Source organism: Vibrio sp. (assembly GCF_048266485.1).
In the GTDB taxonomy this organism is placed as follows: domain Bacteria; phylum Pseudomonadota; class Gammaproteobacteria; order Enterobacterales; family Vibrionaceae; genus Vibrio.
The window spans coordinates 47,099-64,683 of record NZ_JBLWZK010000009.1 but is presented as its reverse complement, the minus strand read 5'-3'; the positions used below and the strand labels follow the sequence as shown (position 1 = coordinate 64,683).

Genomic DNA, 17,585 nt, shown 5'->3' with positions numbered 1-17,585 from the left:
AGTGCTATTCCGTTTTGTTTTATTTAACGTGTGTTAAATTTAATTAGATATATTTAAACAATGAGCAAGTTTATTATTACTGCATCGGTAACATATACCCCGTGAGGTAATCATGAATCAGACATTAAAAAATTTAGTAAGTGGTGCTCCAACCCCAATGGCAGGCTTGGCGCTCGGTATCGCTAGTTTAGGTTGGTGTTGGGAAAACGCCCTAATACTTAACGGCAATGCTCAACATTGGAGTGCTGGGATTGCTGCCATTTTATTAATTATTTTAACGGTTAAGTTTATTTTTCATCCAAAATTGATTGCCAATGATCTTGCCCACCCAGTTGTCGGGAGTGTTGTTCCGACATTTTCAATGGCAACTATGGTGGTATCAAGTTCAGTTGGCCATTTTAACCCAGTTTTAGGTGACAGTTTATGGGTATTCGCGGTAGCGCTGCATATTATTTTTCTTACTGCATTCATTTACCATAGAGCAAAAGAGTTTGAAGTTCATCATATGGTGCCTAGTTGGTTTGTTCCTCCAATTGGCATTATTGTGGCAGATGTTGCGTACTCAGGTAATCCAGTACTTTCTTGGATTGCTTATTCAGTATTGATTTTTGGTATCGCATGCTACGCCGTAATGTTGCCAGCTATGATTTATCGTTTTATTTTCTGTCAAGAAGTACCTGATGCAGCAAAACCAACCTTGGCAATTATGGCGGCACCAGCAAGCTTATCATTGGCAGGTTATCTAACCTTTACCTCTGATCCATCATTATTGTTGGTGATGGTTTTGATGTCGATCGCTATCTTGATGACGATTCTTATTTATCTTTCATTCTTTACTTTGCTTAGACTACCATTCAGCCCAGGTTACGCGGCTTTTACTTTTCCAATGGTGATCGGTGCTACTGCGCTATTTAAAACATCTTATTGGATGTCAACCATGGAAGTACTAACTCAATATGCCCATCAAATTCAGGTTCTTGCGGTGATTGAGCTAGTGATCGCTACCTTGATTGTAGGTTATGTAGCATTGCGTTACTGGATGTTTTATACCCCACATAAAGTATTAATTTCAGCGAATAATACTCACCCTCTAGAAAGCTTATAATTGAAAGAATAATTTCAGCTAAACATTTCAATTAAACAAAGCACTTATGCTAACCTGTGGGTATCTAAACCCGTAGCGTGAGTGCCTTGTGTTTACTGTTTACCATTCCAATCAAGTCGATGTTTTAAAGTCTTTACTGGTTGAACTTATCCGTTTAAACCCATTAGACAATCCATTCCAAGCTGAACAAATTTTGGTACAAAGCCCCGGTATGTCGCAATGGCTGAAAATGGAGCTTGCCAAAGAGTTTGGTGTGGCAGCGAATCTCGAATTTCCTCTTCCTGCGACTTTTATTTGGAATTTGTTTACCCAAGTTTTGCCTGATGTTCCCAAGCGTAGTGCATTTAATAAAGATGCAATGACTTGGAAGTTAATGCAAATTTTGCCGACGCAACTCGAACGTGAAGAGTTCTCCCCCCTAAAGCGCTATTTAGATCATGACGATGACCAATCTAAGCGCTATCAATTATCTGAAAAAATTGCCGATATTTTTGATGGTTATTTAGTGTATCGCCCTGAATGGATTGCTGCGTGGGAAGCTGGAGAAACCGTTAAAGAGCTCAATGGTGAACACCCGTGGCAGCCTATTTTATGGCAAGCTTTATACGATCAAACGGTCTCGCTAGGTCAATCGCCTTATCATCGCGCCAATTTGTATGAACACTTTATTGATATGCTGGACACCTATGTTGGCGATTTAGGCCAGCAAGCGAATTTTCCGAAGCGTTTATTTGTGTTTGGTATTACCGCATTGCCACCTCGTTATATGGATGCGCTGCGTGCTCTGGGCGAACATATTGATGTGCACTTAATGTTTACCAACCCCTGTCGTTATTACTGGGGGGAAGTTCGCGACCGTAAATACCTCGCCAAACTGGCCGCTAAATCTCGTCAAATAATGCATAGTGAGCAATCATCGGATTGGCTCAAAGGTTCAATTGAGCAAAATGTGTTAACTGAGTCTGAAACCTTGCATACCAAAGATGCGGTGGGAAATAGCCTGCTCGCCTCAATGGGTAAGCTAGGGCGCGATAATCTGTATTTATTATCTCAGTTGGAAGCCAATGAAATTGATGCGTTTGTCGAAGGTGAACCCGACAGTTTATTGCATGCGATCCAGCAAGATATTTTAGAGCTGCGCGAACACCAAGATGATGATCTATCCGCGACGACAAGTCGTTATAAGCCTGTAGTGTCAGATGATGATACCTCAATACAACTGCATGCTTGCCATAGTCCAATGCGTGAAGTTGAAGTGCTTCATGACCGTTTATTGGCGATGTTTGATGCTGATCCGAATCTAAACCCACGCGATATTATTGTGATGGTAGCGGATATTAACGCCTATAGTCATGCGATTCAGGCCGTCTTTGGTAATGCTTCTGGCGAGCGTTATATTCCTTATTCGATTTCTGACCGTAGCGTTGACCAAGAAAATCCAATTCTACAAGCTTTTATGCGTTTGATGTCGTTGCCTATGCGCCGTTGCCAGGCGACCGAGTTGCTTGAGTTATTAGAAGTACCTGCGGTGATGCAGCGTTTTGCGATCAGTGATGATGAGTTTGAACGAGTCGCACAATGGATCCAACAAGTGGGCATTCGTTGGGGACTCGATGAAAAAACTGCGCTGCAATTTGAACTGCCGAGTCATAAACAAAACACTTGGCTATTTGGTATCGAGCGAATGTTACTCGGCTATGCCATGCCAGAGTCAGCCGGTTTGTATCACATCGGTGAGCAACAGATTGCCGCCTTTGATGAAGTTCAAGGACTAGATGCAGAACTTGCCGGTAAATTAGCGAGTTTTGTTCGCTTATTGCAGCAATATCGCGACCGCTTGTCTCAAGCGCAGCAGTTTTCTAGCTGGCAGCAGTACTTGTTATCGATGCTAGATGACTTTTTTGAGGTGGAACTAGAAGGCGAAGTGGTACTTGGCTCAATTCGAGAGTGCATTCAACAACTCAGCCAACAATTGCACGATGCAGGAATGACTCAAGATGAAGAAATTTCGCCGCAAGTTCTCGAACAATATCTACAAAATCATCTTTCGAATGCCAGAGTCAGCCAGCGTTTCTTAGCCGGACAAGTCAATTTCTGTACCTTGATGCCAATGCGTTCAATTCCTTTTAAGGTCGTATGCTTGTTGGGGATGAATGATGGTTTATATCCGCGCAGTGTCGCGCCAGAAGGGTTTGATTTGATTAATGGACGTACCCGTCATGGCGACCGTTCTCGTCGTGATGATGACCGGTACTTATTCTTAGAAGCCTTGTTATCAGCGCAACAGTATTTGTATATTAGTTATGTGGGACGTTCGATCCAAGATAACAGTGATAAAGAGCCATCGGTGCTGGTGGCGGAATTACTGGAATATTGCCAGCAAAACTACACACTTGCTCAGCATCAAGAATTACCGAGCGATCAATCAGGGCGAGCGTTAGTTGCACATTTAACCCATGTTCATCCTTTAGTGCCTTTCAGTATCAAAGCGTTTGATGGCAGTGATTCCGCACTCGCTAGTTATGCCAAAGAATGGTTGCCTGCCGCGCATCAAGCTAGCCAACAGCCAAGTGAAACTCAGACACTGCCATTTATTCAGCCATTAGAGCCGTATTATTTGCAGCTGGATAAAGAGGCCAATGGGCAATATTGGTTAGAACTTCAAGAGTTGCTGCGTTTTTGGCGCTTGCCAGTGAAGTATTTCTTCAATCAACGTTTAAAGAGTTATTTAGATATTAGCCCATTATCGGTTAATCAAATTGATGATGAGCCTTTTGCCATTAATGGACTAGATAACTACTGGTTTGGCGAAAACTTACTAGAGCAATGGCTGCAATCAGAAATGCCGACTCTAGAAAGCTTTGAAGATGGCGCTAAAGTATATTTGCAGCAACATCAAGCCAAAGGGCAATTGCCATTGTCGGGTTTTGGTGAATTGGCCGCCCAAAGTTTATTGGCAAATATTCAACCTTTAGCAGTTAGTTTATTGCCTTATCTCACTGTGCCTAAAGCGGATGTTGAGATCGCGCTTGAGTTTGAATTAACACTAGGTGGGTACAAGCAAACTCATCACCTAGCTGGTTGGCTTGGTGGTCAATATCAGCAGGGCATGTTGCGCTATCGTAGTGGTGGAATTCACAGCGCGAACTTATTGGGTTACTGGATTGAACATTTGTGCTTAAACGCGAGCGGGCACTCACTTGCTACTCATTTGTTCGGTGTTCGCAAGGGGCAAGTTCAGCAACTTGAATTACAAGCTTTAAGCTCACAGCAAGCCAAACAATATTTGCAATCTTTACTGGAAGCCTACTATCAAGGTATGGATGAGCCACTATGGTTTGTTCCAAAGTGCGCCTTTGCTGGTATCGAGCAAGGTTATGATAAGCAAGGGCAATGGCTTGGTTTTGCGGATGAAGAGATCAAACAAAAAGCGTATCAAGCAATGGAAAATACTTTTAACGATAGCTTTGTTTCGGTAGGTGAAGGCAGTGACCACTATATTCAACGAGTTTGGAAAGAGTGGAATAGCGAGCTTGCTGAATCATTACTCGAAAAAGCGCAGCAGTGGTTATATCCATTAATGGAACATTGCCAAGATCGCAGTGAAGATGAGTCGTAATGAATAAGCGGATGAATAAACAGACGAACGGCTTAGAAAAAGAAACGCCGCCAGCAAGTCATTATAGTGTAGGGCGCTTGCTTGGCGGCGGAGAGTCGAGGTAATAGTGTTGTTTCTGTCTACTTTTTTATCATTAGCAACATTGAAGTAGGAACAATGTCGGTAACGTAAGTAGATCGTTATTAGATTAATATTGGTTTACAAGCCATTGGCCGTGGCTCGATATGGCAGGAATAGTAAGCCGATCATGGCATAAAAAATGTGAGTACATTCTCACAATCTGTTTTGTTTTGCAGTTCAAGACAATTCATGGCGCAAAGTGAGAAATTCCTCACGAAACATAAGAATTCTAATTAGGACAAAGTTAATGGCGCAATCTCTCAACAGTATGACTTTTCCACTGCATGGTGCTCGCTTAATTGAAGCGTCTGCTGGTACTGGCAAGACTTTCACCATTGCGGCGCTGTATCTACGCTTGTTGCTTGGGCACGGTAAAGAGGGCGCAGCGCATCAAACGCCATTAACCGTTGATCAAATTCTTGTGGTGACTTTTACCGAAGCGGCCACCGCAGAGCTGCGTGGTCGAATTCGTCAACGCATTCATGAAGCGCGTATTGCGTTTGCCCGTGGTGAAACTACCGACCCAGTACTTGAGCTGCTATTAACTGAAACAACAAATAAACAATCAGCGATTGAAATCTTGCTGCAAGCCGAGCGTCAAATGGACGAAGCGGCGATCTTCACGATTCACGGTTTTTGCCAACGTATGCTGACTCAAAATGCTTTTGAATCGGGTAGTCGTTTTCAAAATGAATTTATTACCGATGAAAGTCAGCTAAAACTGCAAGTGGTGAGTGATTACTGGCGTCGTCATTTTTACCCATTGCCGACGGTATTAGCCGCGCAAATTCAATCGTTATGGAGTCGTCCTGAGCAACTATTGCGTGAAATTGGCAACTACCTTTCTGGCCCTGCCCTAAGTTTTCCGAGCATTAACCTGGATGTCGATCTGCCGGTGCTTTATCAGCAGCATCTAAATCGCATCGAAAAAGTGAAATCGCTGTGGAATGCCAGTCGCAATGATTTGTTTAGTTTGATTGATAGTTCCGGCATTAAACGCAATCCATACAATAAAACGCGTTTGCCAGCTTGGTTAGATGAAGTGCATGAATGGGCGGCTAGTGAGCGAAACGATGGTCAAATGTGCGATAAATTGATTCGTTTTTCTCAAAGCACATTAACGTCGGTCACCGATGCCAAAAAAGGCCCAGTAGCAGAGCATGCTGCGTTTGAGGCAATTGATGAGCTACTCGATAACCAGCCGGAATTTGAGCTGATTTTTAAATACCAAGCGATTCAAGGTTGTCGTCAGTTATTGGCACAAGCCAAACAGCGTCAGGCACAACTTTCTTTTGATGATCTACTCAGCCAGCTTGAACAAGCGATAGTGCAAGATGAAGAAGGTTTATTGACGAGTCGTATTCGTCAGCTTTATCCCGTGGCGATGATCGATGAATTCCAAGATACCGATCCGCAGCAATATCAGATATTCCGTCAAATCTATTTAGACTCGCCACAAAGTGGTTGGTTTATGATTGGCGATCCGAAACAGGCGATTTATGGCTTCCGTGGCGCGGATATTTTCACCTATATTCAAGCGCGTAATGAAGTGACTGAACACTACACTCTGGATACCAACTGGCGTTCAAGTGAAGCGGTGATCCAAGGGGTAAACGGCATTTTCAGTTTTGATGACAGGCCGTTTCTCTACGATGATGACATTCCATTCTTGCCAGTCAAAGCCAGCCCGAAAGCTGATAATATGCATTGGACGATAAATGGTAAAGCGCAGCCAGCGATTGGTTTATGGTTACATCAACCCGATGCTGGGCAACCCGTTGCGACACAAGATTATAATCATCAGATGGCAGAATATACGGCTCATCAAATCCATCATATTTTGAGCGCTTCCCAGCAACAAAAAGCACAATTTATTGATAAAAAATCCCAAGCGCATCCGATTCAAGCCGGTGATATTGCGGTGTTGGTGCGTACGGGTCGAGAAGGTAAATTAATTAAAGAAGCATTGGCGAATCAAGGTATTGCCAGTGTTTACCTTTCTAATCGTGATAGCGTGTTTGATAGTGAAGTGGCACAAGATGTATTACGCTTATTGATGGCGGTGTCCAGACCGAGTGATGAATATTCACTGCGCGCCATTCTTGCCAGTGATTTGTTTGCTTTAAATATGGCGCAGCTCGATCAGTTTAACCATGACGAAACTGCTTGGGAGAACGTGGTTAATGAGTTTGAGCAGTACCATCAACTGTGGTTAAAGCGTGGCGTTCTACCTATGATGCGCGCGGTGATCAGCCAGCGACAAATCGCCGAGCGTTGGTTATTGGAAACGCATGGTGAACGCAAATTAACCGACTTGCTGCATTTATCTGAATTGGTGCAACAAGCTAGTTTATCGCTAGAAGGTGAAAGTGCGCTGATTCGTTGGTTGGCTGAAAATATTGAACAGCACGATGGCGAAATTAGCGAGCAAACTCAGCGTTTAGAATCTGAGCGTAACTTGGTGCAAATCATCACCATTCATAAATCAAAAGGTTTGGAATACGATTTAGTGTTCTTACCGTTTGCCAATAACTTTAAAGCTGCCAAGGTAGCCAAGTATTATCAGGTCGATAAGCAGCAAACTATTTTAGATTTATCCAAGCCTGATGACGGTTTAGCGTTGGCCGAAAAAGAACGCTTAGCCGAAGATCTACGTTTGCTTTATGTTGCTCTTACTCGCGCGGTGTACGGCTGTATTATTGGTCTTGCACCACTGAAAAAAGGCAACAGCAAAAAGGATGAATCAACCGCTCATTTAAGTGCGCTTGGCGCGATCTTGCAACATCATCAAGCTAAAGAAAGCGCCGAACTAATGGCAGCCTGTCAGCAATTGGTTAAGGATGTGACGAGTGTTGAAATGCTGGATTTCCCGCAACCGCCAAGCGAACGTTTTGCGCCGATTCAAACCGAACAACCTAATTTACAAGCTAAACGCTTTAGTGCCTCGATTGATCGTCAATGGCGCATGACCAGCTATTCAAGCTTAGTAAAACAAGGTCATCATGCAGCGCATAGTCAAGGTGATACGGCGGATTTTGATGTAGCAATCGATGCGCAAAAACCGATAGATTCGGACGCGGCGGAAAATACCAACACAGTAGAAGTTGGTGTCTCTATTGAGATTGAAGAGCAAAACAGCGTCGACCCTTGGTCTATGTTTGAATTTCCACGAGGCGCACGACCGGGTACTTTCTTGCATACGATTTTCGAAGAGATTGAATTTACCGAGCCGGCAACCAGTCCGGAAAACACTCAGATCATTACCGATTTATTGCAACAAGAACAATACGACCTGCAATGGCTGCCCGCGATTCAAGCGATGATCACTCAAGTGATGCAAACACCTTTAGATGGAAATGGACTGCGTTTGGGAGAGAAAGTACCCACTCAAAGGCTGGTGGAAATGGAGTTCTTACTCCCCGTTGAATCTCTATTATCTAGCCAGCTTAATCGCTTGGTAAAAGATCATGATGAGCTATCAAACGTTGCCGGTGAGCTAGGCTTTATGCCAACCAAAGGTATGCTGAAAGGCTTTATTGATTTGGTGTTTGAACATCAAGGTAAGTATTACATTTTAGATTGGAAATCTAACCACCTTGGTTATTCGATCGAAGATTATCATCCTGACAACCTTAATCATGCAATGATCGATCACCGTTATGATTTCCAGTATCAAATTTATGCTTTAGCACTGCACCGTTTCTTACAAAGTCGACTTGTGGATTATGATTATCAGCAACATTTTGGTGGCGTGTACTATCTGTTTTTACGTGGCTTTGCTGCTGAGGGACATGATATTGCAGGCGCTCAAAAAGACGCCCCGAAAGGAGAGAGTGATCCTCTATATGGCGTATTTTCAGCCAAACCAAGCGAAGCTTTCTTGCAGCAATTTGACCGCTTATTAGATGGAGAGTCGGCATAATGATTCAGACTATCAACTCGTCGACGGTAGAAGGTAACTCAGCGCTAGACTTGCTGTTATCTCTTGAAAAACTTGGTGTAATTCGAGCCATTGACGCTCAGTTTGCTCGCTTTATCCATCAACAATGCCTGCTAGCTAATCACGACGCTAGTCTGGATTGTCGCCACCAAGCGGATCATATCGCGTTACTCGCTGGCCTTGTTAGTTATGAGTTTGGTCGCGGCCATATTTGTTTGCGCTTAAGTGAGCTCGATCTTCAACAAACTTTATCTTTACCTTTTTTGACTCGCCAACATCCAGAATTAGCAAGCCGCTTTGCCGATCTATTCTCTCAATTACAAGGTGTTGATTGGTTGGCGTTAGTTGAAAACTATGCTTCCCAATCCAATGCTGTGGTGGGATTAGCACAAATAAACCAAGCCAGTTTGCAGCCACTACCGCTACCATTAGTGCTTGAACAAGACCGCTTGTACCTAACTCGTTATTGGCATTATGAGTCACAAGTTGCAGATGGTTTTATGGCGCGCGCGAAAACTTTAAGCGCTGAACCCGATGCATTTGCGGCGATGAAACAAGCGCTTAATGAATTATTTGATCGTGACTACCTTTATCTTTGGGATGGATTACAAAGTGGTGAGCATACGAGTTCAATTGAGCGTCAGCGTTTGGTGTGTGAAATGCTTGATGTGGTGCAAACCGATGGATTAGATTGGAGCCGCATTGACGGCGTGTTAATTCAAGCAAAGCAAGTCGATCAGCTTAATGAACTTGATACGCTAGTGCCTTTATCTGTGTGTTTGAACTGGCAAAAAGTGGCGGCGGCTGTGGCGTTAACTCGTCAGTTCTCGGTGATTTCTGGTGGACCGGGAACCGGTAAAACCACCACGGTTGCCAAACTATTGGCTGCATTAATTACTCAATCTCAACAGCAATTAGTTTTACAAGAATCAGCTTCACAAGCAGCGATTAGCAAACAAGCTCCAATCATTAAATTAGTTGCGCCAACTGGTAAAGCGGCTGCACGCTTGACGGAATCTATTGGACTGGCGATTGAACAATTACCAGTAAGTGATGAAATCAAAGCGATGATGCCAGCGCATTCTAGTACCATTCATCGCTTGTTAGGTGCGAGACCCAATACGGTTGAGTATAAATACAATCAATCGAACCGCTTACATTTGGATATCCTAGTGGTCGATGAAGCTTCTATGGTCGATTTGCCTATGATGTTCCGGTTGCTGCAAGCGTTACCAAGTCATGCACGTTTGATCTTATTGGGGGATAAAGATCAGTTAGCCTCAGTTGAAGCTGGAGCGATTTTAGGTGATATCTGTCAGTTTACTTCATCAGGTTATCAAGCTGAGTTTGGTCATCTTCTTGCTGATCTAACGGGGTATCAAACCTTAGCTGAACCTCAGTCCGCAATCAAAGCTAATGCTATTTCGGATAGTTTGTGCATGCTGCAAAAAAGCTACCGCTTCCATGCGAGATCTGGAGTAGGACAATTGGCAAAAGCGATTAATGCGGGCTCAGCGAAACAAGTGGAGAAGGTGTGGCAGCAAGGCTTTGAAGATATTCATTTGCATGTCATTAAAGCAAATTCATCGACAGACAGCTCTCCAGAAAGTCTCGATCTTGTGCAAGCACAAAGCGCGCTATGTCAGATGATGACGGAAGCTTATTTACCTTATTGCCAGCAGCTCAATCAAGCGGTTAATTCAGGAGGTGGTTCGGTCATTCAAGGGGATTTGTTTGCCTCGGTTGAAGCGCCAACCAAAGCCATGATGGAGCAAAAAGCTCAAGCAATATTAAAAGCCTTTTCTCAAGCGAGATTATTATGCGCAGTGCGAGAAGGGGAGTTTGGCGTAGAGCGTATGAACCAATTGGTGGAAGGGTCACTGGCTCGTAATAAGCTAATCAATCCAGTTGAAAATGAACATTGGTACGTCGGTAGGCCAGTCATGATTAGCCAAAATGATAGTGCGTTAGGGTTACATAATGGTGATATCGGTATTTGTCTATTGGATGAAAGCGAGACGACACCACGGCTACGAGTATTTTTTGAAATGCCCGATGGACGAATTAAAGGCGTATTGCCGAGTCGAGTACCAAAGCATGAACTGGCGTTTGCGATGACGATTCATAAATCACAGGGTAGTGAATTCACTCATACCGTGATGTTACTGCCAAATAAAATGAATCAAATATTAACTCGAGAGCTGATTTATACTGGCGTGACGCGAGCCAAATCGTGCTTAGATTTATTTGCCAATCCAGCGATCTTAGCGCAAGGTGTTAGCGTAAAGACCCTACGTTCTAGCGGGTTAAGTGATAAGCTAATAAAAAACTAAATATAAACAATAAACAAAATAGTGAAGGTGAAGCATGTTTTTTGGCAACGTTGAACGCTTGGAGTGGAGTTCTATTCTCCCAGACACATTTTTAAATTATATCCACCAAGCTTTGAAAATCGCACAAGATAATCAAGAAAATGGCCGTTATGATATTGATGGCGATAACGTTTTTTGTTTTCTAATGACACCTGAAACAGAAGCGCGTGAAGAGCGTAAAACTGAAATTCATCGTGATTATTTGGATATTCAAATTCTTTTAGAGGGTGAGGAAACTTTTGGTTATTCGATAGAAACCCCACAAGCTTTACTTGATAAGCCAGACTACACCAATGACGTACTGCTGTTTAATGAAGTAAGCAATGAAAGCTTTATTTCGTTAAGAAAGGGCGATTTTATTATCTTCTACCCAGGTGAATCTCATCGTCCACAATGTGCAACACGTGAGCCAATGGTGGTAAGAAAAGCAGTAGTGAAAGTGCATAGGGGTTTGATATAGCACGTTACTCGGAAAATACGTGTCTCGTTACTCGATGATTCTAAGTAACATTCGAGTAACGAGCTACGCGAAGCCTAGACTCGTCTCTTGCTTTCCTAGCAGCGCAGCGAATCTAGGGACTAGTCCCCTAGAAACCTATTTATATCTTCAACACCAATATCTTCGACTTACGTTGGTAGTTATATAAACCACGCTTTTCCATTGGTAGTGAATCCACGCCGACTTCTTCAAAACCTTGCTCACGAAACCAGTGTAGGCTGTGGGTAGTTAAAACAAACAGCTTATTGATGCCCATGTTTTTGGCTTCTTGGCTCATGTGTTTTAGTAACATCACTCCACGGTCGCCATCACGATAATCAGGGTGAACTGCGACACAAGCCATCTCTGCCATTTTATCTTCGATATATGGGTAAAGTGCTGCACAACCGATGATTAAACGGTCTTTCTCGATAATAGTAAATTGATGGATCTCTTGCTCTAGTTGCTCACGTGAGCGGCGTACTAAAATTCCTTGCTCTTCTAAAGGCTGAATTAAATCCAGAATGCCGCCAATATCATGAATTTGTGCATTGCGTGTTTGTTCGGCACTGGCCATTACTACTTGAGTACCTATGCCATCAAAAGAAAATAGCTCTTGCAGTAGTGCACCATCTTCTTTGTAGCTAACCAAGTGACAACGAGGTACGCCAGCGCGACACGCGGTTAATGCGCCACGTAAAAAACGGAAAGTACCGCTGGTGTAGCCAGTTTTGGTATCTTGTTTTTGTTCTATTTCTTGCAATAGTTTTTCTGCACAGCTAGGGAATAGTTCAGGAATCACTCGGCCATCTTGCGCTAAAATCCCTTGTTCAGAACAAAAGCCAATCAGCTTATAAGCTTTTAATCGAATCGCTGTTTGAGTGGCGACATCTTCATACATCAAGTTAAAGCTTTCACCTGTTACTGAACTGGCAATTGGGCCGACTACTACAATGGAACCCATATCCAACATACGATTAATCGCATCGGTATCGATACGTCTTACTTTACCACTGTGGCAATAATCAACCCCATCATCAATGCCTAATGGTTGGGCGATCACAAAATTACCACTAACCACATTGAGTTGAGTACCTTGCATCGGTGTATTGTTCAAGCTCATAGAAAGACGGGCGGTTAAAGCCAGTTGTAATCGGCCAGCGGCTTGCATCGCAAGGTTAAGCGCAGGCTCATTAGTGATCCGAATGCCTTTATGGTATTGCGATTCATAATGATTATTTTGTAAGTTGTCATTGATTTGCGGGCGTGCACCATAAACCAGCACAATACGTACACCTAAGCTGTGTAATAGTGCGATGTCATTAATGATGTTATCGAAATTGGCATCGGTAAAGACTTCACCACCGAGCATAAAGACCATGGTGTTGCCGCGGTGGGCGTTTAGGTAGGGGGCGGATTGGCGGAATCCTTTAACTAAAGCTGTACTACGTAACTTCACAACACCTACTCCTTGATTTATTATGCTTAAATAATGACTAATAATTCACTTTATGGCAATGGTTATTTTTATTAAGAGAGATTAAATTGTGAATTTGTTATCGTTCTGACAACTGCTTCAAATCCCACGCTACTCTGGTGTGAAATGAATGTGTATCAATCTATCGTTTCTTGCTTGTATGGTGAGGGGATTTTTGTCATTCTTCAATCCGTTTATTTTATCTAATTGGTGATTTTTCGTGTTTAACTCGCTTGCTGTTTCTCGCCCATTTTTTTCTTCTCAGGCAAAGCCTATTTTGACTCGTACTTTGATGCTGACTTCAGCGTTAATCTTATTTGGTTGTGCCCAACCGACTGAGCGTGGTCAGCAATATTTGGATGGTAAATTAGATACCACCTTAGAGCATGTTGATAAGATTGAAACCGACGCGCCACGAGATTTTAATACCTTCGCGGCACAAGCGGAAAAAGTAGAAGAAACCTCACCATCTCTGAAAGCGAAATACCAAAATTTATACGCGCAATTAAAGGTATGGGCGCAAGAAAGTGGTGATACGAGTGAGTTAGCTAAATATGGCGTTAATGTTGAGCAGTTAGCGGGCGCGGATAAAAAGGGCAATATTCTGTTTACCGGCTATTTCTCTCCTGTGATTGAAATGCGTCATACGCCAGATCATTTATTCAAATACCCAGTTTACGCCAAACCTCAATGTGGTTCAGTGTGTCCTACTCGCGCGCAAATCTATGAGGGTGCACTCGAAGGAAAAGGTTTAGAGCTTGGTTATGCATCCAATATGATCGATCCATTTTTGATGGAAGTACAAGGAAGTGGTTTTGTTCATTATGCCGATAACGATGAACTGGACTACTTTGCTTATGCTGGTAAAAATAACCACCCTTATGTGAGTATTGGGCGAATTCTGATCGAGCGCGGCTTGATTCCGAAAGAAAGAATGTCGATGAAAGCCATTAAAGAATGGGTGGCGGAAAATGACAGAGAAACCGTACAAGAAGTATTAGAACAAAACCCTTCTTATGTATTCTTTGATCGTCAAGCGACGGCTGATGTAGTCGGCGCGGCGGGCATTCCTTTGTTACCAATGGCATCGGTTGCCGGTGACCGCAGTATTTTCCCAATGGGAACCCCAATTCTAGCTGAAGTTCCTCTACTGGATGCCAATGGCAAGTGGACAGGCGTTCATGTGCTTAAACTATTGATCGTGCTTGATACCGGCGGCGCAGTGAAAGGCGGTCACTTAGATTTATATCATGGCATGGGCGCACGTTCCGGTATTGCCGCAGGTCACTATCGTCACTTTGGCCGAGTGTGGAAGTTAGATTTAACCGCGCCACCGTTGCAGATTCCAGCGAATTAAGAGCGAGGCTCGAAGCTCGGGCGTTTCACTGCTCGTTGCTCGACAACGGTAACGGGTGTGCTTTAATCTTTTTCTAGAAACGAGTCACGAGAAGCGAAGCGCTCTAGCTCCACGTATCCTTATCCTCTATAATACGCGCTCTTTTTATTGCGTTAATTAAGGTTCACCATGAATACTCTTCCTCCTGCTTCTGATAGCTACAACCAACGCTTTGGCGGCACACGTCGTTTGTATGGTAATAGTGAAGTAGATGTTCTGCGCGCCGCTCATGTTTGCGTGGTAGGTATTGGTGGCGTGGGTTCATGGGCCGTTGAAGCATTAGCGCGTACTGGTGTCGGTGAATTAACGCTGATCGATATGGATGATGTTTGCGTTACCAATATCAACCGTCAAATTCACGCCTTAAATGGTACGGTTGGGCAGAGCAAAATTGAAGTGATGGCTGAGCGTGTTGCTTTGATTAATCCTGAATGCAAAGTTAACTTGGTGGATGATTTTATTACGCCAGACAATGTTAGCCAGTACATCAGTAAAGACTTTGATTACGTGCTAGATGCGATTGATAGTATTAAACCGAAAGCGGCATTATTAGCTTATTGCCGCAGTAACAAGATCAAAGTAATCACCACTGGCGGTGCTGGTGGACAGGTCGACCCGACACAGATTCAAATTACTGATTTAACTAAAACGATTCAAGATCCATTAGCCAAGAAATTAAAAGATACGCTGCGCCGTCATCATAATTTTAGCAAAAATCCGCAACGAAAATTTGGTATAGATTGCGTGTTCTCAACCGAGCATCTGAAATACCCTCAAGCAGATGGTAGTGTATGTGCGACCAAATCCACCGCTGAAGGTCCAAAACGTATGGATTGTGCCAGTGGTTTTGGCGCTGCTACCGTAGTAACTGCTACTTTTGGATTTGTTGCGGTATCAAGGATTGTTGAGAAGTTGATTCAGAAGTATAAAGTAGTTCCTAGTTCCTAGTTCCTAGTTCCTAGTTCCTAGGAGAGCGAGTCTCGTGGCTCGGGCGCTTCGCTTCTCATGACTAGGAAGAGAAAGTGACATTGTAAATTATTAATAATAAAAATATTTTCGTCATCCTGAAAAGCGACGAAGGAGCGTAGTTCAGGATCTCCTACCACGATTTGAGACTCAAAGTGTTATAGGAGATTCCAAACAGTTCGTGCCTCACTTTTGGAATGACGGAATTTAGAAACACGAGACCCTATTATGACTCACCCATTTGGCAACACCATTACTACAGATACGATCATAGAAATCATGTCTGGCTTTTCGAGCTGGGAGGATCGCTATCGTCAGGTGATCATGTGGGGGAAATTACTACCGAAAATGGATGATGAGTTAAAGCAAGAACAGCTTCTCGTTTCAGGTTGTGAGAGTAAAGTATGGCTATTGTCGGAATTTGATGGTCAGCGTTGGCATTTTCAAATTGATTCAGATGCACGAATTGTGCGTGGTTTAATTGCCTTGGTTTTGGCGGCTTTTTATTTGAAAACCACTGCTGAGATTAACGCTTTTGATACACCAGACTATTTTTCACAACTGGGGCTGATTGATCATTTAAGCCCATCACGTGGTAATGGGCTTAAAGCCATTGTTGAGCAAATTCAGCAATTGGTAGAGTCATACCAATCTCACTAATTATCTGATCATTCTTACTTGTGAAAAGCCTCGATAACTGCGTTATAAATTTTGATTGTAGAGCAACTACTTATCGAAAATTTATGTCTTGTTCTCAAGGCTTTTTCCTTCGTAATCTCTGCTCAGCTAATTAATTTGATTGGTATAAATAAATCGACGAAATTAAAGCAGGTCGATAGCTTTATTTAGGCCAGCTAACAACATATCAATATCTTTGTCGTTGTTATAAATCCCCAAAGAAACTCTCACCGTTCCGTTGATCCCTAGTACGTCCATTAGTGGATGCGCACAATGATGACCGGAACGTACTGCAATGCCTTGTTGATCGAGTAGTGTCGCAATATCGTTGTGATGAATATCTTCACCATCAAGCTGTAAGGTAAAGCTCACCACACTGGCATTAGGTTGTAAGCCAATAATTCGCAGGCCATCAATGTTATTTAACCCAGCGATGAGTTGGTTGAGTAGTTGCTGATAGTGAGCTTCTACTTGCTGTCTATCAAATTGATTTAGCCATTCAATTGCGGTGGCTAAGGCTATTGCTCCTGCCACATTTGGAGTACCGGCTTCAAATTTTCCTGGTAGGGCAGAATAAGAGGTTTGCTCAAAACTCACTTTCTCTACCATTTTACCACCACCATGCCATACCGGCATTGACTCTAAAATAGACTGCTTGCCATATAGTGCACCGATTCCAGTAGGAGCGTAAAGTTTGTGTCCAGAAAAAACATAGAAATCACAGTCAAGTTCTTGAACATCAATACTTTCATGCACAACGCCTTGTGCGCCATCAATTACGCAAATCGCATTAAATTGGTGAGCAAGTTGAATGATTTTCTCAATAGGTTGGCGAGTCGCGGTGACATTGGTGATGTGCGCCGCGGCAACAATTTTGGTCTTCTCAGTTAAAAGGGTTTGGTAGGCTTGCATATCCCATTGGCAATCTGAGGTCATTGGCACTTTAACTACTTTAGCGCCAGTTTGTTGTGCGACGATCTGCCATGGTACGATATTAGCGTGGTGTTCCATTTCTCCAACTAAAATCTCATCGCCTGCTTGTAAAGTGCTACGAGCATAAGTTTGTGCGATTAAGTTTATCGCTTCGGTTGCTCCGCGAGTCCAAATGATTTCTTTATTCGAATCCGCATTAATAAAGTGTTGCACACATTCACGCGCTTGCTCAAATTGAGTGGTTGCTTGCGCCGTTAAGCTGTGACTACCACGATGCACGTTGGCATTTTGCTTGGCGTAATAGTGACTAATGGCATCAATCACACATTGAGGTTTTTGTGTGGTTGCGGCGCTATCAAGGTAAACCATTGGCGTATCATTATTAAGAAAAGGGAACTGCTGGCGAATCGCCTGAATGTCAAAGTGAGTCGAAGAAGACATTAAATAAACCTGTTACGTCAATGAAGTGGGCGAAGTATAGAACATATTAGAATGGGCTTA

The 17,585-nt window shown here is 43.2% G+C and carries 10 protein-coding genes; 8 read left to right on the top strand and 2 right to left on the bottom strand.

The annotated features are described in order from the left end of the window. Window positions 1–112 precede the first annotated feature (112 nt). From ACN0T8_RS11405 to ACN0T8_RS11385, 5 genes are all read left to right on the top strand, one after another. Window positions 113–1,105, top strand: a complete 993-nt coding sequence (locus ACN0T8_RS11405) for a TDT family transporter (protein ID WP_417880750.1) — start codon at window positions 113–115, stop codon at window positions 1,103–1,105. Between the two features lie 88 nt (window positions 1,106–1,193). Continuing rightward, window positions 1,194–4,724 carry an exodeoxyribonuclease V subunit gamma gene (gene recC, locus ACN0T8_RS11400; protein ID WP_417880749.1) on the top strand — a complete coding sequence of 1,177 codons (3,531 nt, stop codon included), beginning with the start codon at window positions 1,194–1,196 and terminating at the stop codon, window positions 4,722–4,724. A gap of 367 nt (window positions 4,725–5,091) precedes the next feature. Further along, window positions 5,092–8,766 (top strand): exodeoxyribonuclease V subunit beta, encoded by a 3,675-nt coding sequence (recB, locus tag ACN0T8_RS11395; protein ID WP_417880748.1) that lies wholly within the window; start codon window positions 5,092–5,094, stop codon window positions 8,764–8,766. Continuing rightward, window positions 8,766–11,117, top strand: coding sequence for an exodeoxyribonuclease V subunit alpha (gene recD, locus ACN0T8_RS11390; protein WP_417880747.1), 2,352 nt, complete (start codon window positions 8,766–8,768; stop codon window positions 11,115–11,117). The genes recB and recD overlap by 1 nt, the downstream gene beginning before the upstream one ends. Window positions 11,118–11,151: 34 nt before the next feature. Continuing rightward, the gene (locus ACN0T8_RS11385) at window positions 11,152–11,616 is read left to right on the top strand and encodes a YhcH/YjgK/YiaL family protein (protein WP_417880746.1); all 465 of its coding nucleotides are present in this window, start codon (window positions 11,152–11,154) and stop codon (window positions 11,614–11,616) included. A gap of 139 nt (window positions 11,617–11,755) precedes the next feature. Here the strand turns inward: ACN0T8_RS11385 and argA are convergent, their stop codons facing one another. Beyond that, entirely contained in the window at window positions 11,756–13,093 is a 1,338-nt protein-coding gene (gene argA / locus ACN0T8_RS11380; protein WP_417880745.1) for an amino-acid N-acetyltransferase, read from the bottom strand. A gap of 292 nt (window positions 13,094–13,385) precedes the next feature. Here argA and mltA point away from each other — a divergent pair, with 292 nt between their 5' ends. The 3 genes from mltA to csdE all read left to right on the top strand — a co-directional run bounded on the left by mltA (window position 13,386) and on the right by csdE (window position 16,133). Then, entirely contained in the window at window positions 13,386–14,468 is a 1,083-nt protein-coding gene (mltA, locus tag ACN0T8_RS11375) for a murein transglycosylase A (RefSeq protein ID WP_417880814.1), read from the top strand. A 168-nt stretch (window positions 14,469–14,636) separates the two neighbouring features. Next, window positions 14,637–15,455: a tRNA cyclic N6-threonylcarbamoyladenosine(37) synthase TcdA gene (gene tcdA / locus ACN0T8_RS11370; RefSeq protein ID WP_417880744.1), complete on the top strand. Its 819-nt coding sequence runs from the start codon at window positions 14,637–14,639 to the stop codon at window positions 15,453–15,455. Window positions 15,456–15,701: 246 nt separating this feature from the next. Further along, complete coding sequence (csdE, locus tag ACN0T8_RS11365; RefSeq protein WP_417880743.1) at window positions 15,702–16,133, top strand: cysteine desulfurase sulfur acceptor subunit CsdE; 432 nt, start codon at window positions 15,702–15,704, stop codon at window positions 16,131–16,133. A 162-nt stretch (window positions 16,134–16,295) separates the two neighbouring features. Here csdE and csdA read toward each other — a convergent pair whose 3' ends face one another. Further along, on the bottom strand, window positions 16,296–17,525 hold the full coding sequence (csdA, locus tag ACN0T8_RS11360; protein ID WP_417880742.1) for a cysteine desulfurase CsdA: 1,230 nt from the start codon (window positions 17,523–17,525) through the stop codon (window positions 16,296–16,298). Between the last annotated feature and the right edge of the window lie 60 nt (window positions 17,526–17,585).

Excerpts from the sequence above, each read along its gene's own strand:
- recD (WP_417880747.1), top strand. The coding sequence starts at position 8,766 with ATGATTCAGACTATCAACTCGTCGACGGTAGAAGGTAACTCAGCGCTA.
- ACN0T8_RS11385 (WP_417880746.1), top strand. The coding sequence starts at position 11,152 with ATGTTTTTTGGCAACGTTGAACGCTTGGAGTGGAGTTCTATTCTCCCA.
- csdE (WP_417880743.1), top strand. The coding sequence starts at position 15,702 with ATGACTCACCCATTTGGCAACACCATTACTACAGATACGATCATAGAA.
- ACN0T8_RS11405 (WP_417880750.1), top strand. The coding sequence starts at position 113 with ATGAATCAGACATTAAAAAATTTAGTAAGTGGTGCTCCAACCCCAATG.
- tcdA (WP_417880744.1), top strand. The coding sequence starts at position 14,637 with ATGAATACTCTTCCTCCTGCTTCTGATAGCTACAACCAACGCTTTGGC.
- recB (WP_417880748.1), top strand. The coding sequence starts at position 5,092 with ATGGCGCAATCTCTCAACAGTATGACTTTTCCACTGCATGGTGCTCGC.
- csdA (WP_417880742.1), bottom strand. The coding sequence starts at position 17,525 with ATGTCTTCTTCGACTCACTTTGACATTCAGGCGATTCGCCAGCAGTTC.